Genomic DNA, 19,668 nt, shown 5'->3' with positions numbered 1-19,668 from the left:
AGCCTTCATTTTCAAATCATATGGATAACTCACTCTTGTTCCCATAAAAAAACACCTCCTAATTGAATTTTAGGTATCTAAACCCGAATTCAATCAAAGATGCTTTTTTTATTTGTCTATACTTTTGGGGTCAGTCCCTTTCTTACTCAACAGCTTTTTTCTTATGGCCCCTAAACCTGCTGTTCATCATGAGCCTGTTTCGTATTCGGTTTATACCAAGCCATTATTTTCTCCATATCATTTTTTTCAAAATAAGCAATCACAGCGGATGACCCCATTGAACCTGACATAATCGTCGTTCCAATTGAAGCGACACCTTTTTTTCTTTGAAAATACGTTTGTCGCAAACTCATCTGCTGAATACGTTTTTTCTCCATGAAGATTGTTGTCCTACTAAATGAACGATAACTAATTGTTAGTTGATGCCCCTCTACAGAATAGCCTGCAGTCTTATGCTGCCACATACCAAGTAACATAGCTAACGGAATAATGATTAGTGACAATAATCCATAAGGGAAGAAGAAGTAACTTACTAACACTATTAATGGTAGCATCCATAAAAAATCTATGCGATAGTAAAATGGACGACCTTTTTTAGGAGAGCGTTTTAATATTGGTAACCAATTGATTTCTGGTAACAATTGTTGTAATGGAGCCATTGCTTCGCCCCTTTTCACAAGTGGCATAAGAATAATTTTCTTATCTTTATCAAGCACTGCACCTCCAGCACTTTCAACAACAACCGTTGCATAGCCAAACATTTGACGCAGTGGATTCTCTACAATTTTAATACCTTGAATGCGATTAATTGGAATAGTTATACGCTTTTTCTCTAATAACCCCCGCGTAATAATAATTTTGTCATTTTCACGTTCAACAATGAACCCATAATTACTCAATAACGTTAGAACTACAGATATGGCCCAAGCAACAAGGAGCACAAAAAATACCACTAGCGCTATTAATAATACACCAACTTTAATAAATGCTTGAAACTCTCCATACAAATAATCATACGGAATTATATTTCCGAATTGCGATGCTATAGCTGCCAACCCTGAAAATACCACACCAACACCACCTGATGTAGTTGCTAAAACAAGTAAGTCCTTTATAGACATTTTGAAGATAATATCTCTTTGAATATTCTCTTCAATATATTGTTTTTGTTGATTTGCGACTAGCTTGACATCAGCTTCAGACAAATAATCATGGCCAATTTCATCTACTGATTCGTTTAAGGTAGATACTTGCCGCTTCTCCCTCTTTGTCCGTTTCATCTCAATTTCAATCATATCTGCAGCTTTTCGCGTGATAGCAGTCAATTCTGCTTCTGCTTTCCCATCATTACTACCAGCTGTTTCTACACTGACTTTGACAAGCCCAAATGGTCGATGGAAAATCCCCTCTTGATAATTTAAGCTTTGGATCCGTTCAAATGGGATATAGCGTTTCTTTTTTACGAATAGCCCATACTCTACTCTCAGTTCACCGTCTTCAAACCAATAAACAAAGCGTCGCCATTTCACAATCCCACCAATTAAATTTAATATTAATAAGAGCCCAGCAATCGCTAATGGTACGAGATCTGCCCAAAACTCTTCATCATGCGGATCTAAATTCAACTTAAAGCCATTACTAACAAAAATAACGACAAACGGTAATATTAAATCCTTTAAACCTTTAATGAAATTTATAACAGCTGATATTGGGTGTAATTTAAATTTTTCATCAGACATCGTCTTCCGCCACCCTCGCTAATCCAGATATACGCTCTCGTAAATCATCTGCCTCAGCCATAACGAGGGCCGGAATTGTATGCGTCGTTGCTGCAGTTGAGATTGTCATTTGAGCTAATCCATAACGCTTTAATATTGGACCTTGCGAAGTATCAACATGTTGTACTCGCACCATCGGCACTAATGTCCTAACAACAATAAATAACCCATGTTGCACTTCAATTTCTTGTTCACGTACTTCGTAACGCCAATGTTCCCATCGTATTTTAGGAAATAAATAAATAAATAAAAATGCAAAAACAAACGGCACTACTGCGCAGATTATGTATATCCACCAATACCATTCAAAAAACCACGTTAATGCTCCAACGCCTGCCGCTACTAATAAAACAATTAGTGATTGAATGATACCGTAAACACGCCATACAGTTAGACCTTTTCTTGATATTTGATATTCCGGTTCTACACTCACTTCGTCCACCTCTCTTCTCTTATAACTCTTTTACGTTTGAGTAGTAAGAAATGTTTCATTTATTTACAGTCTACAGAGATGCAGTTGAGCTGTCCAATAGTTAAGTTTACGCCAATATAGAGAAAACAAAAAAGCTATCCCACCAAAATGGGATAGCTTTAATAAGTAAATTTTAGTCTTCGCTACGTTTGCGTGGTGCACGAGTGCGTCCACCTTGGCTAGATCCGCCTTCACGACGACCGCCACCTTCACGACGACCACGATCTCCGCCACGTTCTCCACGGCTTCCACCACGTTCTCCGCCACGTCCGCTGCGTTCTCCACCACGGCTGCTGCCGCCACTTGAGCGACCGCCACGGTAACCGCCACCGCCGCCACTTGAGCGACCGCCACGACTACCACCACCACTTGAACGTCCGCCACGTTGTGGTAATGGGCGTTCTTCAGTGATTTTGATTGGTGTATCATCCGGCTCTTTAGTCATTGATTTAATAGCTGCTGCTACTAAGTCAACAGCTTCATGTTTAGCTAATAAATCTTCTGCCATTGAACGGTAATCACTTAAGTGATTTTTCTCAACTAGTTCAGTTAATTGTTCTACTGCAAGAGCTTGTTGGCCAACTAAAGCTTCATCAGCTGTTGGTGGACGAAGAGCTGTCATACGTTTTTTAGTTGTTTCTTCAACGATACGTAGGTAACCCATTTCACGTGGAGTTACAAATGTAATTGCCATACCTGATTTACCAGCACGACCTGTACGTCCAATACGGTGAACGTAAGATTCTGGGTCTTGTGGGATATCGAAGTTATAAACGTGAGTTACACCTGAAATATCAAGGCCACGAGCTGCTACGTCAGTTGCAACTAATACATCAATTTTATTTTCTTTGAATTGACGTAATACTGAAATACGTTTTGCTTGGCTTAAATCACCATGAATACCTTCAGCAAGGTAGCCGCGAATGCTTAAAGCGTGAGCTAATTCATCAACACGACGTTTAGTTCGACCAAATACGATCGCTAATTCTGGTTGGTGAACATTTAAAAGACGAGAAAGGATATCGAATTTTTCACGTTCTTGAGACTTAACGAAAAATTGTTCAATGTTTTCTACTGTCATTTCTTTAGATTTAATTTTAACCACTTCAGGATCTTTCATGAATTTCTCAGCAATTTTACGAATTGGTCCAGGCATAGTAGCTGAGAACAGTAATGTTTGGCGTTCAGCTGGAACGTTTTCTAAAATTGTATTGATATCTTCGATGAATCCCATGTTTAACATTTCATCAGCTTCGTCTAACACAAGTGTTTGAACGTTATCTAATTTCAATGTACGACGGTTGATATGGTCAAGAATACGACCAGGAGTACCAACAATAATTTGTGGTTTGTTTTTAAGAGCACGGATTTGGCGACCTATATCCTGTCCACCATATACTGATAAAATTCGTGCACGTGTATCATAACCAATTTTATGAAGTTCTTCAGAAACTTGGATTGCTAATTCGCGAGTTGGGGCAATAATTAAGCCTTGGATTGCAGGATTATTGATATCAATTTTCTCGATAAGCGGAATACCAAACGCTGCAGTTTTACCAGTACCAGTTTGTGCCTGGCCGATAATGTCGCGTCCTTCTTTCGCAAATGAAATTGTACCTTCTTGGATTGGGGTTGCTTCTTCAAAGCCCATACGTGATAGGGATTTTTGAATAGAAGCGCTAACGTTTAATTCTGAAAAATTTGTCAAAGTTTCATTCTCCTTTTTGCTCATGCATTTGACAAATGGTTACATTTTCAGATGAAAATAGGGCAAATCGAGCCTTGTGAGAGGAACGTTTCCGTCTCTTAATATATCTCTGTTTAAGTTCCAGAGGAATTTTATATATATAAAGTAAAGCCCGGTCTTTGCCGAGCGGTTCAATTCTCGGGGAATTCTAACCCAAAAAAGAATAAACCGTAATGTTCAAAAAAAAGCACTCTCCATCATCTCGGAGAGTCTTCACACAAAATGTATCCATTGCTTTCAATAGTCTAACACGAGTATCCACACTATGCAATCAATATCCATCAGTCAAAATTATCTATTTTTTTCAATCTAACAAAAAGTTTAGTACAGATTGAAACCATTCATCTCTATCATCGCTAAAGCAAATATGATGTTTGCCATTTGGTGAAAGTATTAATTGCTTTTTCGTAGACCCTAATCGATCATATAAAAATTGTGCGGTTATTGCTGGCACTATTCCATCCACTTCCCCTTGCACTATACAAATGGGTACTGTGATTTTTTCATAATAAGGTTCTACTTTTCGCACTAAACGAAGGAATTCTAACGTCGATGACATCGGAACATTGCTAATTTTATTGTCATAACGATAATATAACTCATTTTGCTCGAGCTCCCCACGAAACAAATCGTTGGTCAATTCTTTAATATCTTTCAACAATTGACGGACGCTAATATATTTTGCCGCAGCGCTTAGTAATACCAACTTCTCCACTTCATAGCGTAACGCTAGATAAAGAGCTATTAGTCCACCCATCGAAAAACCCACAACAATGACTACATCTACTTCTTTAGCTAACTTTTTATAAGCCAGTTCCGCATCCATTAGCCAATGTTCAGCTTTATAATTATCTAAATGTAATTCTTCACCATGTCCTGAAAGAGTCGGCACAAGAACAAGCCAATCCGTCTTCTGCTGTAAAAAGTCAACAAATGGTTTTAATTCATGTGGTCCACCTGTAAAACCATGAATACATAGCACGCCTGTTGTCATCATGTCACCCTCCGCTAATAGTATACCCATTATTTTATAAGAAAAAAGCATCTAAAAGGAACTTAACCTTTTCAGATGCTTTTACAAATAGGATATTATTTAAACGCGTTCAATATATTTTCGAGCGCCATTCCACGTGAACCTTTTAACAAGACAATAGAATTTGCCCCTGCATTTTCATGAAGGTGTTTAATAATTATTTCATAATCTTCTGCAGTCCATAATAGACGATCAGCTGGTAGATTATTTTTCAACTTATCGTATAACCACTTCATACGTGGTCCAAATAAACATACTCGATGGATGCTCTTACTATCAATTACCTCTGCAATTTCTTCATGGAACTGTTGTTCTAGCTCACCTAGCTCTAACATATCTCCTAGCACTACCCATTTATCCGAACGCATTTCCGTCGTTTGTAAAAACTGTAATGCTGCCTTCATTGAAGTTGGCGCTGCGTTGTAAGCATCATTAATAAATAAGATATCTTGCGCTCCATTTACTAATTGCATGCGCATATTTGTTAATGAAACCTCTTTTAAAGCTTCGCGAATTTGTTCGGCTGATAGCCCTACTTCACGCGCAATCAAAATCGCTACCAATGTATTTTTCACTTGGTGACTTCCTAATACAGAGATGAAGAAATCCTCATTCAACAAACCTTCAACAATAAACGAACTACCGTTTTCAGTTGTCGTAATATTAGTCGCCGTTATATCCGCTGAACCTTTCAGTCCAAATGATACTGCTTGTAAATCTTTTTGTTCCGTAACAAATGGCGTTAGTAATGGCTCATCACCGTCATAGAACAACTTACCACCTGGTTGTAAACCTTGAACAATTTCAAACTTCGCTTTTGCAATGCCCGCTCTTGAACCAAGATCTTGCATATGCGCTTCTCCAATATTCGTAATAGCTGTAAAATGTGGTTTAGCTAATTTAGTCAAAAATTCAATTTCACCAAAACCACTCATTCCCATCTCGAGAATAGCAAAATCTGTATCTTCATCTAGTGATAAAATTGTTAAGGGTAAACCTAGCTCATTATTAAAGTTTCCTTCTGTTTTTTGCACTTTGTAGTATGGCGACAACACACCTGCTACTAAGTCTTTTGTTGAAGTCTTCCCATTAGAGCCTGTAATACCGATAAACGTTGCACTGTGCTCTTGTCGATATGCTGATGCCATTTGTTGAAGTGCCACTTCTGCATCATCTACAAAAAGTAATGGTAGGCCAGCAGGAGGATTCGGTTCATCCTTTAACCAAAATGATGCCGCTGCACCGTTCTCAAATGCTTGTGTTACATAACGATGACCATTTGTTTTTTCTCCACGGAAAGGGATAAATAAATCTCCGGCTTGCAACGTACGTGTATTTATCGAGATTCCTGTTACAACCACGTCTTCTAATTGTTGTTGATCACAATTTAACCACTTTGCAATTTGCTTTAATGTTTTTTTCATTATCTCATCACACTCGCGTCTTATGTCTTATTGATATTGAAGCTGTTGTTTTTCGTCATGTCTTTCAATTGCCAGATCAATCAATTGTTCAATCAAATCTGAGTATGTGACACCTGTATTTTGCCATAAAATCGGGTACATGCTGACAGGCGTAAATCCTGGCATCGTATTTACTTCATTAATAACAATATCATCTTCAGCTGTTACAAAGAAATCTGCACGAACAAGACCTGAACAATCTAATACTTTAAATGCACGAATAGCCATATCCTTCATACGCTCTACAACATCTGTTGTTACTGGAGCAGGAATAATTAGACCTGTATTATTATCATTATATTTTGAATCGTAATCATAAAAGTCTGTAACTGGTTTGATTTCACCGGGTACGGATACTTTTGGTGAATCGTTTCCGAGTACACCCATTTCTACTTCACGTGCAACGATTCCAGTTTCAACAATAATTTTGCGATCATACTTTGACGCAAGATCAATTGCTTTAATCAACTCATCACGGTTAGATGCTTTACTAATCCCAACACTTGAACCTAAGTTTGCAGGTTTAACGAACATCGGCCAAGTTAGCTCTTCTTCCATTTTAGCAATCAATGCATCTTGATTTTTGTTCCACTCTTTACGGATGAAGTAAACATAAGGAACTTGTTTTAAACCTGCATGCTCGAATAATTGCTTCATCACTACTTTATCCATCCCTGCAGAAGAAGCTAAAACTCCATTGCCGACATACGGTAAGTTCAATACTTCTAATAAACCTTGCACTGTACCGTCTTCCCCGTTTGTACCATGAAGTAATGGGAAAATAACATCAAATTCTTTTTCATCTTTATTTAATAAAAAGCTTGATACATCATTCGGAATGCTTTTCTGCGTACCTTCACCTAATTGTAATTGTTCAATTGACTCTGCTGGCGCAGTTAACTGATCTCCTTTTCTCCATGCGCCATCGCGTGTAATGAAAATAGGGAATACATCAAATTTATCAAAGTTTAACGCTTGAGTGACTGCTCTTGCTGTCGAAAGAGAAACATCATGCTCAGCTGATTTACCACCATATAATAAGCCTAATTTTTTTTTCATTTTATAAACGTCCTCCAGTTTGTTGTACTTTTAGTTTATCATGAACCAAAATGATTCATGAAATGATTTCATCGTGAAGAGTCGCAGGACTTTCAATCTTTTTTCATTAAAAATATCTTTACTTATAATAGCACTCTAGAAAATTTATGCATGCTAATATGAAAAAATTCTCCACAGAAATATCCGTGGAGAACCTTTTAATGCAGTTGGCACTCAATGAACTTCCATAATTTGCTCTGCCTTTTTCTTTAATATTGTATTTAACTCATCCCAAATTTCATCTGGGAAAGTTAAATCGGAAATATTGCGCAATTCTAAGACATATGCAAGGTCCGGCTTTTCAATTCTGTACATTGAAAACAATACACCATCCTTCACTTCCTCGCGAAAGCTCGAAAGCATTTCTTTCGTAAAAGTTGGTATACTGTCTTTTACTTTTCTTCTCCAAAATGGCGCAGGCTTTTCTTTTTCTTGAATAATGGCATTAAACAAATTAGCTAATAATTCTTCGACATCTTGTAAATCCCGAAAATAAATTTTAGACATCTTTTCATCTTCATTGGCCAAATATACGTATTTATTTTGTAACTGGTGATAAAACGGCGTACGGACAGGCTCTTTTTTATGACCGATATATAATAGCTCCGCCTGTTCTTGTGGCGTTAAAAGATTTAATCGTTTTTCGTCTGAGAAATCAATCCAGCAAAGCTCTTTTTTTGAATCTGAGGCTTTCTTTATAAACTTGCGGATACTTCTTTCTTCTACGAATTCTAACTGTGTATGCATATTAAATGAACCGTCTTCGTATTCATTTTTCAAGAGTAAAATATTTTGAAGCGGACCGACTGAAGAAACGAATTCTTGAAACGTCAAACCACTAAAAATGACAAATTGATTAATCTCATTCATATGTACATATAAGTGGTGCAAAAAATCATCAGCAGCTCGCATTTTTTTTGCCAAGTCGATCACCTCATTTCCAACTCTCATTATAAGATGAATTATCATAATTTGAAACATTTGTGATTCGATTTCGTCCATCTTTATTATGAAGCGTGATACAATGATATACGCTATAATGAAATAAGAAATGAAACTAAATAATTTAGGTGACGTAAATGAATACAAATAAAAAATTTTCCGATCGTTTTGACTGGACGCTCGCTTTTATAATGCTCCTATTTTGTATTATCAGTGTAACAGCTATTTCTTCAGCTCAAACTTCTGGTCAATATGCAGCAAACTTTGTAACTAAGCAATTATTTTGGTATTTTATCGGCGCATGTATTGTTAGTGTGATGATGTATTTTGAACCCGACCAGTACAAGAAAATGTCCTGGTATTTATATGGAGCTGGAATTTTCCTATTAGCTCTATTATTAATTGCTCCTGGTGGAGAAGGTCAAATTGCCGAACCACGAAATGGCGCAAAAAGTTGGTTCCATTTGCCTATAGGTGATATTCAGCCTTCCGAATTTATGAAAACATTTTTCATACTCGCACTCGCCCGAATGGTCAGTAAGCATCATGAAAAATACACTATGAGATCTTTGAAAACAGATTTCATGTTATTAGGTAAAATTTTTGGCGTGTTATTAATTCCATTAGCATTTATTATGCAACAGCCTGATTTAGGTTCTGCGCTCGTATTCTTTGCTATTACTGCTGCCACTGTAATCGTAGCGGGGATATCTTGGAAAATTATTTTACCTATAGCAGGTAGTGCCGCAGCTGTAGGGGCTGGTTTATTATGGATGGCCCTTTATATGCAAGACTTCCTACAAGATAAATTAGGTTTTAGCCCTTATCAATTTGCTCGAATATATTCTTGGTTAGATCCTTATTCTTATGCATCTAGTGATGGCTATCACTTAATTTCATCCTTAAATGCCATTGGCTCAGGTGAAATTTTCGGGAAGGGTTACCAAGGTCGTGAAGTATATGTACCTGAAAACCATACTGACTTTATCTTTAGTGTAATCGGTGAAGAATATGGCTTTATAGGAGCAAGCGTCGTTATTTGTTTATTCTTTTTCCTAATCTTCCATCTGACAAAGCTAACTTTGCAAATGAAAGACCCGTTCTGTACTTATGTTTGTGCTGGGATTATAGCGATGATAACATTCCACGTATTAGAAAACATCGGTATGACAATTCAGTTACTACCTATTACAGGTATTCCATTACCATTCATCAGTTATGGTGGTAGCTCTATGATGGGAAATGCACTGGCATTAGGCCTAGTATTCAGTATGAAATTCCATCACCGCACTTATATGTTCGGTAATCATGATGAGGATGAAGAGTTTTAATAATCATAGTTTTTAATAATCATAGTTTTTAATAATCATAGTAAAGCCCAGAGAAAAAGTTTTCTCTGGGCTTTTTTTGAAAATAAAAAAACTTCGACATCGTATAGTCGAAGCGGAGCATGTTAGTTTTGTGTTTGTGGTGATTGTTTTGGTGGTGCTATTGCTTTAAGTAATTCCAAGCGTGATTTTGTAGTCGTTGCTTTAACGCCAAGCTTTGATAAGTTAGAAACAATTTTAGTCAAATCTACTTCTCTTCCCATACTTTCCACCTCTTCTTTTCTTTATATTTAAGACGTAGTGTCCCATAAAAGGTTTCAACTACATCATACCCACTATTTAAGTATTTCATGCTTATTATTATAACATTTTTTCATCATCTGATACGTTTCAATATTGTTACATATGTTAAGTGGAAGTAAATCATACTACATGATAAGCCTTATTGACAATGGTGTTTTTTTAAATATTCATGCTACTTATTACTCTTTTGCTACCTTGAACAGCAATATTTAAACCAGGTATTTAAATCATTAATTTTGAATACCCCCCTATAGTATGATAAAATGATTTCATCAAACGTAGGAGGAACAAAATGACGAACGAATGTCACGATAACTCTTGTCGTAAAAGTCACCATCCAGAGCAAGTAAAAAAAGATTTAATCACTCGACTAAATCGCGCCGAAGGTCAAATTCGCGGTATTAAGGGCATGGTCGAAAAGGATGTTTACTGTGACGATATCATCACACAACTATCCGCAACACAATCAGCTTTAAATAGTGTCGCAAAAGTGCTATTAAACGGACACTTAAAAGGCTGTGTAAAGGACAGACTAGCTGAAGGTGATGACGAAGTATTAGATGAACTTCTCACCACTATACAAAAACTAATGAGAAAATAAGGAGTGTTTGATATGGCAGAAACAATTCAATTAAATGTAGAAGGCATGTCTTGTGGTCACTGTGTAAAAGCTATTGAAACTGGCGTTAGTACACTTGCAGGTGTAGCTACTGTATCAGTAAACCTTCAAGAAAGCACAGTAGATGTAGCTTATGATAATTCAAAATTGGATAAAACAGACATTTCACAAGCAATTGAAGAGGCAGGATATGCCGTTAAGGGCTTAGTAAATCCTTCTTAACAGAAAACTTTTATCTTAATAATTTTTAAACACACACAAAACAACTGCTCCTAGCAGTTGTTTTGTGTGTGTTTACAGAAAATATTTTTCATTCATACATCCACATGTTGTCACAAATTACTCAATCTTATCACATTATGATAACAAGGAAATTGTGCAACCTCAAAAGGTAAACGCGTCATGATGGTTGTCTCATTAAGTTCTTCATACTGCAACCAGAAGAACTACAGATTGGGTATAAAGAGTGATCAATTCGATACAATCAAACGCTTATTTATTTTAGCTCTTATAGTTGTTTCTAAATTTATACAGCGTTAAAATGAACATACTTATGTTTATAGAAAGCAGGGATTATATGAAAAAATCCATCCTATTATTAATGTCCGTACAGTTTTTTGTTTATTTAGGATTCGGGTTAATAATTCCAATTTTGCCTGAGGTTGTTGTACAACAAGGCTTTAACAAAATGCATGTAGGTGGATTATTAACAGTTTATTCTTTAGCAAGCTTCTTCACAGCTCCTCTTTGGGGTATATTATCAGATAAAATGGGTCGTAAAAAATTAATTTTAGTGGGGCTTCTCGGTTTCTGCACAAGTTTCTTATTAATTTCGATCTTTATCGATTCACTTACAATGCTCTACATTTCCCGCGTTGTCGGTGGACTATTCTCTGGAGCACTTTATACAGCTGTCACAGGTTTTATAGGTGACATGTCTACAGAGGAAAACCGCAATAAGTATATGGGATTCATGGGGATGTCAATCGGTTTAGGCTTCATCTTTGGGCCAGCTATTGGCGGATTACTTGGTCATTATAGCCTGAGTTTACCATTTACAGCCTCAGCTATTTTAATCTTCCTATTATTCATTTATGCAAGTATTGTGTTAGTAGAGCCTGAGCGACTTGGCGAAGCTAATAAACGTGCAATTGTTCCAAAAGGGGCTTCTACACTTTTCAAATATCGAGTGCGATACTTATTCCTATTTTCATTCGTTGTAACATTTTTACTTGCTGGTGTTGAATCGACTCTCCAATTATTCCAAATGGATAAAATCAACATCACCTCTGCTCAACTAGGTTCTTTATTCTTATTTAGTGGTTTTGTCGATTTCCTTGTCCAAGGCGGTCTTGTTCGTCGTATTAAAGACGGTTCTGAAGCTAAATGGTTAATGATCGCTCAAATTATTACGGCAAGCGGTTTATTACTATTTCCTTTTACAACAAGCCTTGCTTTCGCGGGATTTGCGCTATGTGTCTTCACAGCAGGTAACGCTTTAGCAAGAACATTAACAGTTTCGTTAACATCTAAAGAATCTGGCGGTAAATACGGAACAGCAGCTGGCATAACATATTCAATGGATAATATGGGACGTATTATCGGGCCCCTATTCTTTACTTGGGTATTCACAATGCAAGCAAACTCAACATATTTTATTTCTGCATCACTAGCGGTAGCAAGTATCCTAGTCATTCTACTATTCAAATCAACTAAAAAAACATTACGTATTTCAGAATAAAAGTGAAAATCCAGCAACCATCATGGTTGCTGGATTTTTTCTGTCAATTTAAATGACTTTGTTTCTTTTGCTAATTCCGGATAAGCCTCTTTTAGTACGGAGGATCTTAGCATATAAAGCGTTATGATAATAAGGAAACTACTTGAGCCGAGCAAGATCCACTGTGCGGGGAACTTATCAAATAATAACCCAAACAGCAGCGTTCCAAGTGGCATCATCGCCCCCGCCATTGTTTCTAGAATACCGAACGCTCTCCCACGATATTCTTCCTCTACTTCCGTTTGCATCATGACGCCAATTGGTGTATTCGTAAATACACCAAATACAGAAAAGCTTATAAAAATAGTTATATAAAAAATAACTATCCAAATATACGGGAAATCTATCCACAGTGGAACAGTCATTAAACCTAATGATATGGCCAATAACAATATAGATCGTTTTGAAAATAATAACGGATATTTCACTTGCTTTCTTGTCGCGAAATAAATAGACGCTACAAGCATCCCAACTGCACCTGATGCCTCAATAATTCCGATATGTCGTGAATTCACATGTAACAATTGAACTAACACATAAGTTCCACCCACACTCAAAGCCGAGAAGAAAAAGTTAATCCAAAGCGCAGCCCATATAATAATTAAGACGACACGCTTTGTTTTTAAATATCTAAACCCTTCTTTAAAGTTTTGTAAAAAGCTTTCTTTATCTCCTTCACTTTTATCTTCTTTTTTTGAATACAATTTAAAATCCATTGTTGCTTCGAGTAAAAAGGCTGTAGCGTATGCAGCCATATGAATTATTAAGAATACTTCTATCGAAACAAAACCATACATCATACCACCAAGAGCAGGACCACCAATTGCCGCTACAGATAATGAAGCTTGGTTAAATGAGGTCGCTTTTTGCAAACGTTCTCCATCAACTAAATTTGCAATTGAAGAAGAAAATGTAATGCCTATAAATGTTGAAGTAATTGAATAAATTGCTGTTGTAATATAGATTGCTGTTACTGACATTCCGAATATAGCTGAATACGTAAGGAGTCCACCCATAGTTAATACGGTACAAGCTTGTGCAATTAATATGATAGGTTTCTTCGAATATTTGTCTGCCATCATACCTGCAATTGGTGCTAACAACGTTCTTGGAATAATAGAACAAATCATATTTACAGCAAAAGAAGTCGCTGATCCCGTCATTGCCAAAATATATAAACTAATACCAAATCCTAATACATTTGAACCCAATGAAGAAATCATTTTACTAATCGTAAAAGTCCATAAATGATAAGTCGCTTTCTTTAACTTTAACGCTTCATCCACTTGCCATCTCCACCTTTAGTTTAATTTAATTGAAATGTTTAATTTAATTAAACAAATAATACCATGTACTTGACTTCCATTGCAAGATAAAGTTTAATATAATTAAACTAATTCAAAAATAGTGAGGTGTCTGTATGGAAACTCTCGGAACGCGAATACGTAAAATTCGCAAGGAGCGAAAGCTAACATTAGCAGAGCTAGCAGGCGACCGTTTAACAAAAGGTATGCTCAGTCTAATTGAAAATGATAAAGCCAATCCTTCTATGGATAGCTTGGCATATATTGCAGAACAGCTCGGGATTGAAGTAAGTGAATTATTAGAGGAAGTAAGTGCATCCGAATTACGCGAGTTACTTGAGAAAGTGAAAAGTATCCAGGTCCCTAAATTATTAGAAGCAATTGAACCACAACTTGAAAGATTACAACTAATTGAGCCTTATATAGACAGACTACCCATTAGTTACGAAGCAGGACAACTTTTAGTATTATATGCTGAGGCTAAATATGATGTAGAGAAGAAACATTGGGAAGAACCATTAGATCGTGCTATTCAAACCTTCAAAAAGATGAACTTAATGAACGATTGGCTACGTGCCTATATTTTAAAATCATCCGCTATGTTCATTAATCATAATTACGAAGAATCGTTAAATATTCTACTAGCTGCTAAAAAAGAAATTGAATGGAATCACTATGTAATAGATGAACTGCCAAATCTCGATTTACTTTATATGATAGCTGTTGAATACTTGGCAATCGGGATGGATGAAGAAGGTTTTGGAGTCATGAACGAAGCAATCAAACTATCGAAAGAATCACGCATTTTTTATCGCATCGATGATCTTTATCGATTAGCCGCGTTCAAAGAAGCTATGAATGGTAACGAACAAAACATACATTATTATTTAAAAAAGCTCTCTCAATATGCTGACTTTACAGACGATGCCACAACAAAGGGTTTTATCATTTTTACGAAAGCACATTACTACAACAGTTATATTAAAGACTACGAAAAGGGCAATGAGTTTGTTGAGCAATACTACGAGTTTGATGAGTGCGAAGGAACTAAAACAATGGCCTTTTACTATCTTGAAAAAGGTAAATCTTTATTCGGGATGAAGCGATTTACTGAAGCACTTGAAGCATTTGAACAAATCGACGAATTTCCCAATTATTTCCACCACCCGTATGATTTATCTCTTCAAAATGAATTATATGCTTATAAAGCTTTATGCTATGAGCAACAAGGGCAATTAGCAAAAGCTTTAGAAGAAGCTAAAATCGGTGTTGATTTAGTCGAGCATTTTATAGATACACCCTATAAACAATTTATTAATGACACATATGAAAAGCTAAAAAAGAAAGCAGATGGGCGTTAGCGCCATCTGCTTTTTTGCGTTCTAGTTTTAACAGTTCAACTAGTCCATTCAACATTTAAGTTTTCTGTATTCCTTATACTTACTATACCATTTCTTAAAGCGTTCCCATGCATCATCAAAGTCAGGTTGGATGATTGAAATTTGCACCCATCCACGCTCTTTTAAATAAGCACTTTCGTAGTGTAAATGGAAACCATTCATCGCTGCAGCATCTGCCATACTCGTTAAAGATTCGTCTGCTTTCAATGTAACGATCATTGGATAGCCTTCAGTTGTTAAGAAAGTAAAGTCTCCATCTATAGCTGCCTGTTGTAATTTTTTATATCGTGTTTGCAATAAATCGTAGCGATTTCCTTCAGTATAGGCTAATAGCGCGTTGTTAAAACTCTCCATCAACTGCGCTGGATAAGTAAATGGAATATTATGATTAGAATAATTGCCTAAATCAATATACGATGGAAGTTGCTCACTTTTTGCAATAACATGATTTGAAAATACTACGGCAATACCACTCATTGTGCCGACTGCCTTACCACTAACTGCTGTTGCTATAAATACTTTCTCCATTGAAAAGCGATATGTCCCAAAAGAACTTACACAATCCATACAAAGTTTCACATTATATGTCTCGCATAAATTTTGTACCATCTCTAGATTATTTAACATTCCAGTAGATGTTTCACCATGAGCCATTAACAGCCACTCAAAATCAGACTGTTTTAAAATACTTTCTAATTCTGCTTCGTTAAATGATTGGCCCCAATCATAACGAAGCCAGTCATGTTCTAAATGCCAACGCTCTGCTTGCTTTTGCAAGCGCTGACCAAATGCACCGTTCGTAACAATTAATCCTCTTCCAGAGAGTTTGGTAAGCTGTGCAATCATTGCCTCATTCGCCAATGTACCGCTTCCTAACAGCAAGTGTGCATAACGTGCTCCACTTAACGCTTCCAACTTACTACGCACCTGTCCTATCGTTCTAGAAAAAGAATAGGAACGATGAGATACTGGCGTCTTGAGTAAGGGCGCTTGAATAGCCTCTGTCATTTGGACTGGTCCTGGATAAAAGGAGTAACGTCGTAGCTTAAAACGACCTGCTAACGATTTCTCATAGCGCTCAGTCGTTAACACCATCGGGATAAATTTTGCATCAACTGCCCCAACTGGCTCTGAAAATGCCTCAAAGCCCATTTGTATATACAATTTTTCTTCACGTACAGTACCAGAGATAACTGCAGCGCCATAGCCATTTTCATAAGCATAGTCGATTAGAGCTCGTGTCAGTATAAAAAAGACACGTCCATTTCGATGCTCCTTCTTAACAGCTAACAATCGTACCTCACAAAGCTTCCCTAATAAAGCATCTGCCGGTAATAACTTTTCCACTGGACCAATCTTATTATCCAAAGAGAAAGGTCGAATATCTCGAAAAGCAACCATACCAACGAGCTCTTCATCCTTCAGTACAACTAAGTACATATTTTCATGATGAAAAGCATCCACTCGTCGACCGCTAGGATTTGGCTCATGCTGAGGGATTTCTTCTACAAATGTTTCGTAGTTAAGTTTGGCGATTTCATCAAATTCATGTTCTGTCTGCGCAATTTTACACCAATACATAGAAAAGCCCCTTTAACGTTTTACTATAATAACGAAATGTTTAAATAGAAGTTTCCATATAAATACTATTAATCACAAAATAGGAATATTTTCTTCTACTTTCATTTTATAGCTAAATGGCTACGAAAAAAAGGAGGTAATTTCCCATTTTGTATTATTGTGCGATTAATTCAAAATCACCTGAATTTGTTCGGGATTTCACGACCGGGTTTCCGTTACCGATTTCCCCCACGATTCGATGATCTTTTTTCTCTTTAAAAGTCATACCAGCATATATTACTGTTGCATCTCCTGAATCACTCATGAAATCTACACTTAAATTATCTGCCTTGTTTTTCAAAATTACAGCCGTATCTCCACTTGCAGTACTAAGCGTTATATTTCCATTCAATGTATTTACTAAAACCGCAATATCGCCAGAGCTAGTTTTAGCTGTAGTATCTCCAGATAAATAATCCGCAACTATCTCTCCCGATGTACTATTCATTATTATGCTCTTTGCTTTTACATCCTGAGTGCCTATATCTCCACTAGATGTGGTTAATTTTGCTTCACCATCGATGGTAATGCTTTGACCTGTAACATCTCCTGAAGTTGCATCCATTATAACTTTCTTCGCTTGCATATCTCGGACGCTAATATCTCCACTAGAAGTAGTTAGTTCTATGTCACCATCTACAGTAATATTATTCCCAACTATATCACCTGAAGCGGTATGAATAGCTAACCCTTTCGTAGCAATATCTATATACGCTACATCACCTGACGAAGTATTTACTAATATTTTTTCATACGTAGCTTTAGGCAATGCTACTTTTAAGTGGACCGACCCTCTATTGAAACCAAAAAATGAGAATAATCTTTTAAATTTTGCTTCAGCTACAATAGTGCGATCAGTTTTCTTTACATCTAAAGAAGCCTTCTTTGTCAAATTAGGATTTGCTCTCCCTGATATAGTGAAAACCGCTTTATCCCCTTTACCTTCAACGACTTCAATGTCAATAGACGAGCTTATTAACTCAATCTCATCTATATCTGTTACCTCAATCTCTTTCTCGATAATCGCATTTTTCATTTTCAATCCAGTAAAATAATAAAAGCCACAAACTATAATTATTGCTATTAAGAATATACTTACCAATACTTTCTTCACCACAGCACCTCTTTCCTTTATTTTACTATATCAAAAAGAAAGATATACCATATCAGACCAGAGACGTATTTAAAAAAGGATTCTAGATGTAAAAAAAGCCTGATCTAAGTAATACTAGAGCAGGCTTTCATTAAGTACATTAAATTTCAGTTAGTTCTTGTGATGTTTCAGTGTTATAAATATCTTTATCCAATTCACCTGTCACACGTGCAGTTACAACACCTGCAGTCATTGAACCATTTACATTTAAAGCTGTACGCCCCATATCAATTAATGGCTCAACAGAAATTAAAACACCTGCAAGGGCTACTGGTAAATTCATCGCTGATAATACAAGAATTGCCGCGAATGTTGCACCACCGCCAACACCTGCCACACCGAAAGAGCTAATTGCTACTACAGCAATCAACGTGAAAATAAATGATGGTTCTAATGGGTTAATTCCAACACTTGGCGCAATCATAACAGCCAGCATAGCTGGATAGATACCTGCACACCCATTTTGACCAATTGATAAACCAAATGAACCAGAGAAATTTGCTACTCCTTCTGAAACACCTAAACGATTTGTTTGTGTTTGAATATTAAGCGGTAATGCACCTGCACTAGAACGTGAAGTGAAGGCAAACAATAATGTTGGTGCCACTTTTTTTACATAAGTAATTGGATTTAAACCTGACACAGTCACAATCAATAAGTGAACAATGAACATTACGAACAACGCTACATATGAAGCGATAACGAATTTACCCATATTGTATATTGCACTAAAATCTGATGTTGCAACTGTTGACGCCATAATTGCCAAAATACCGAATGGTGTTAAACGTAAAACGATTTTCACTACACCCATTACTAAAGCATAGATTGCATCAATCCCTACTTTTATTGTATCAGCTGTCTTTTCGTCTTGACGTTTAACTGCTAAATAAGCAAACCCTAGGAATGCTGCGAAAATAACAACTGCAATTGTTGAAGTAGAACGAGCACCTGTTAAATCTAAAAATGGATTAGCTGGGAGCAAATCAATAATTTGTTGTGGCAACGTTTTTTCACCAATATCTGCTGATTTTGCAGCAATATCTTCACCACGTTGCATCTCTGCATCACCTTGGACGATTTGTGATGCATCCAATTGAAAGCCTACAGCAGAAGCAATACCCACCGCAGCGGCGACCGCCGTTGTACCAACTAAGATAAATAAAATAAGTGTAGCCATTTTCCCAAAGTTTTTACCGATAATGACTTTCGTAAACGCTGAAAGTATAGAGATAAATACTAATGGCATTACAACCATTTGAAGTAATTTTACATATCCCGATCCAATGATGCTAAACCATCCAACTGAATCTTCTAATACTTGTGCATCAACGCCATACGCAAAGTGCAAGATTAACCCGTATATAATTCCTAAACCTAGACCAGCAAATACCCTTTTTGAAAAAGATATATGTTTGCGGTGCATAATAATTAATAAACCAATGAGCAGTAAAAGTACTACAACATTGAGTGATGTCAATAAAATATTCACAGTAAATCCTCCTAGTAAAGAAAAACATAAATGATAATTATATAGAATACCATAAACCATTAATCCCTATTGGTCAAGTAGGTTTTAAAGAAACTTATATGCGAACTTTATATTCTTCTTTCTTATAGATTTATAA

General features: G+C 36.5%; 17 protein-coding genes. 5 read left to right on the top strand and 12 right to left on the bottom strand.

Going from position 1 to position 19,668, the window contains the following annotated elements; translation table 11 throughout:
- Positions 1–170 precede the first annotated feature (170 nt).
- The 7 genes from ACQKM9_RS18490 to ACQKM9_RS18460 all read right to left on the bottom strand — a co-directional run bounded on the left by ACQKM9_RS18490 (position 171) and on the right by ACQKM9_RS18460 (position 8,524).
- Positions 171–1,739, bottom strand: a complete 1,569-nt coding sequence (locus ACQKM9_RS18490; RefSeq protein WP_427735857.1) for a PH domain-containing protein — start codon at positions 1,737–1,739, stop codon at positions 171–173.
- Entirely contained in the window at positions 1,732–2,211 is a 480-nt protein-coding gene (locus tag ACQKM9_RS18485) for a PH domain-containing protein (protein WP_427735856.1), read from the bottom strand. Before ACQKM9_RS18485 ends, ACQKM9_RS18490 begins: the two co-directional genes overlap by 8 nt.
- Before the next feature lie 172 nt (positions 2,212–2,383).
- Positions 2,384–3,958, bottom strand: coding sequence for a DEAD/DEAH box helicase (locus ACQKM9_RS18480; protein WP_427735855.1), 1,575 nt, complete (start codon positions 3,956–3,958; stop codon positions 2,384–2,386).
- A 343-nt stretch (positions 3,959–4,301) separates the two neighbouring features.
- The gene (locus ACQKM9_RS18475; protein ID WP_427735854.1) at positions 4,302–4,991 is read right to left on the bottom strand and encodes an alpha/beta hydrolase; all 690 of its coding nucleotides are present in this window, start codon (positions 4,989–4,991) and stop codon (positions 4,302–4,304) included.
- Positions 4,992–5,086: 95 nt separating this feature from the next.
- Entirely contained in the window at positions 5,087–6,454 is a 1,368-nt protein-coding gene (locus ACQKM9_RS18470; protein ID WP_427735853.1) for a UDP-N-acetylmuramoyl-tripeptide--D-alanyl-D-alanine ligase, read from the bottom strand.
- Positions 6,455–6,481: 27 nt separating this feature from the next.
- Positions 6,482–7,552 (bottom strand): D-alanine--D-alanine ligase, encoded by a 1,071-nt coding sequence (locus tag ACQKM9_RS18465; RefSeq protein ID WP_427735852.1) that lies wholly within the window; start codon positions 7,550–7,552, stop codon positions 6,482–6,484.
- A 213-nt stretch (positions 7,553–7,765) separates the two neighbouring features.
- Entirely contained in the window at positions 7,766–8,524 is a 759-nt protein-coding gene (locus tag ACQKM9_RS18460) for a hypothetical protein (protein ID WP_427735859.1), read from the bottom strand.
- A gap of 146 nt (positions 8,525–8,670) precedes the next feature.
- Between ACQKM9_RS18460 and ACQKM9_RS18455 the strand changes: the two genes are divergently transcribed.
- Positions 8,671–9,864, top strand: a complete 1,194-nt coding sequence (locus ACQKM9_RS18455; RefSeq protein ID WP_427735851.1) for an FtsW/RodA/SpoVE family cell cycle protein — start codon at positions 8,671–8,673, stop codon at positions 9,862–9,864.
- A gap of 122 nt (positions 9,865–9,986) precedes the next feature.
- Here ACQKM9_RS18455 and ACQKM9_RS18450 read toward each other — a convergent pair whose 3' ends face one another.
- Complete coding sequence (locus ACQKM9_RS18450) at positions 9,987–10,124, bottom strand: Lmo0850 family protein (RefSeq protein ID WP_164491933.1); 138 nt, start codon at positions 10,122–10,124, stop codon at positions 9,987–9,989.
- Positions 10,125–10,456: 332 nt separating this feature from the next.
- Between ACQKM9_RS18450 and ACQKM9_RS18445 the strand changes: the two genes are divergently transcribed.
- The 3 genes from ACQKM9_RS18445 to ACQKM9_RS18435 all read left to right on the top strand — a co-directional run bounded on the left by ACQKM9_RS18445 (position 10,457) and on the right by ACQKM9_RS18435 (position 12,524).
- On the top strand, positions 10,457–10,765 hold the full coding sequence (locus ACQKM9_RS18445; protein WP_053419204.1) for a metal-sensing transcriptional repressor: 309 nt from the start codon (positions 10,457–10,459) through the stop codon (positions 10,763–10,765).
- 12 nt (positions 10,766–10,777) lie between these two features.
- Positions 10,778–11,005, top strand: coding sequence for a copper ion binding protein (locus ACQKM9_RS18440; RefSeq protein WP_427735850.1), 228 nt, complete (start codon positions 10,778–10,780; stop codon positions 11,003–11,005).
- Between the two features lie 355 nt (positions 11,006–11,360).
- The gene (locus ACQKM9_RS18435; protein WP_427735849.1) at positions 11,361–12,524 is read left to right on the top strand and encodes an MFS transporter; all 1,164 of its coding nucleotides are present in this window, start codon (positions 11,361–11,363) and stop codon (positions 12,522–12,524) included.
- A gap of 20 nt (positions 12,525–12,544) precedes the next feature.
- On the opposite strand, the gene ACQKM9_RS18430 is transcribed toward ACQKM9_RS18435, so the two are convergent.
- Positions 12,545–13,849 carry an MFS transporter gene (locus tag ACQKM9_RS18430; protein ID WP_427735848.1) on the bottom strand — a complete coding sequence of 435 codons (1,305 nt, stop codon included), beginning with the start codon at positions 13,847–13,849 and terminating at the stop codon, positions 12,545–12,547.
- 134 nt (positions 13,850–13,983) lie between these two features.
- Here ACQKM9_RS18430 and ACQKM9_RS18425 point away from each other — a divergent pair, with 134 nt between their 5' ends.
- Positions 13,984–15,228 (top strand): helix-turn-helix domain-containing protein, encoded by a 1,245-nt coding sequence (locus ACQKM9_RS18425; protein WP_427735847.1) that lies wholly within the window; start codon positions 13,984–13,986, stop codon positions 15,226–15,228.
- A gap of 48 nt (positions 15,229–15,276) precedes the next feature.
- On the opposite strand, the gene ACQKM9_RS18420 is transcribed toward ACQKM9_RS18425, so the two are convergent.
- From ACQKM9_RS18420 to ACQKM9_RS18410, 3 genes are all read right to left on the bottom strand, one after another.
- Positions 15,277–16,848, bottom strand: coding sequence for an aminotransferase class V-fold PLP-dependent enzyme (locus ACQKM9_RS18420; protein WP_427735846.1), 1,572 nt, complete (start codon positions 16,846–16,848; stop codon positions 15,277–15,279).
- A 154-nt stretch (positions 16,849–17,002) separates the two neighbouring features.
- Positions 17,003–18,001, bottom strand: a complete 999-nt coding sequence (locus ACQKM9_RS18415) for a DUF4097 family beta strand repeat-containing protein (protein WP_427735845.1) — start codon at positions 17,999–18,001, stop codon at positions 17,003–17,005.
- A 139-nt stretch (positions 18,002–18,140) separates the two neighbouring features.
- Positions 18,141–19,532, bottom strand: a complete 1,392-nt coding sequence (locus ACQKM9_RS18410; RefSeq protein ID WP_427735844.1) for an L-cystine transporter — start codon at positions 19,530–19,532, stop codon at positions 18,141–18,143.
- Positions 19,533–19,668: the final 136 nt, after the last annotated feature.

The organism is Viridibacillus sp. NPDC093762 (genome assembly GCF_050279675.1).
Taxonomy (GTDB): Bacteria; Bacillota; Bacilli; order Bacillales_A; family Planococcaceae; genus Viridibacillus.
This window is presented reverse-complemented; position numbering and strand designations above follow the sequence as displayed.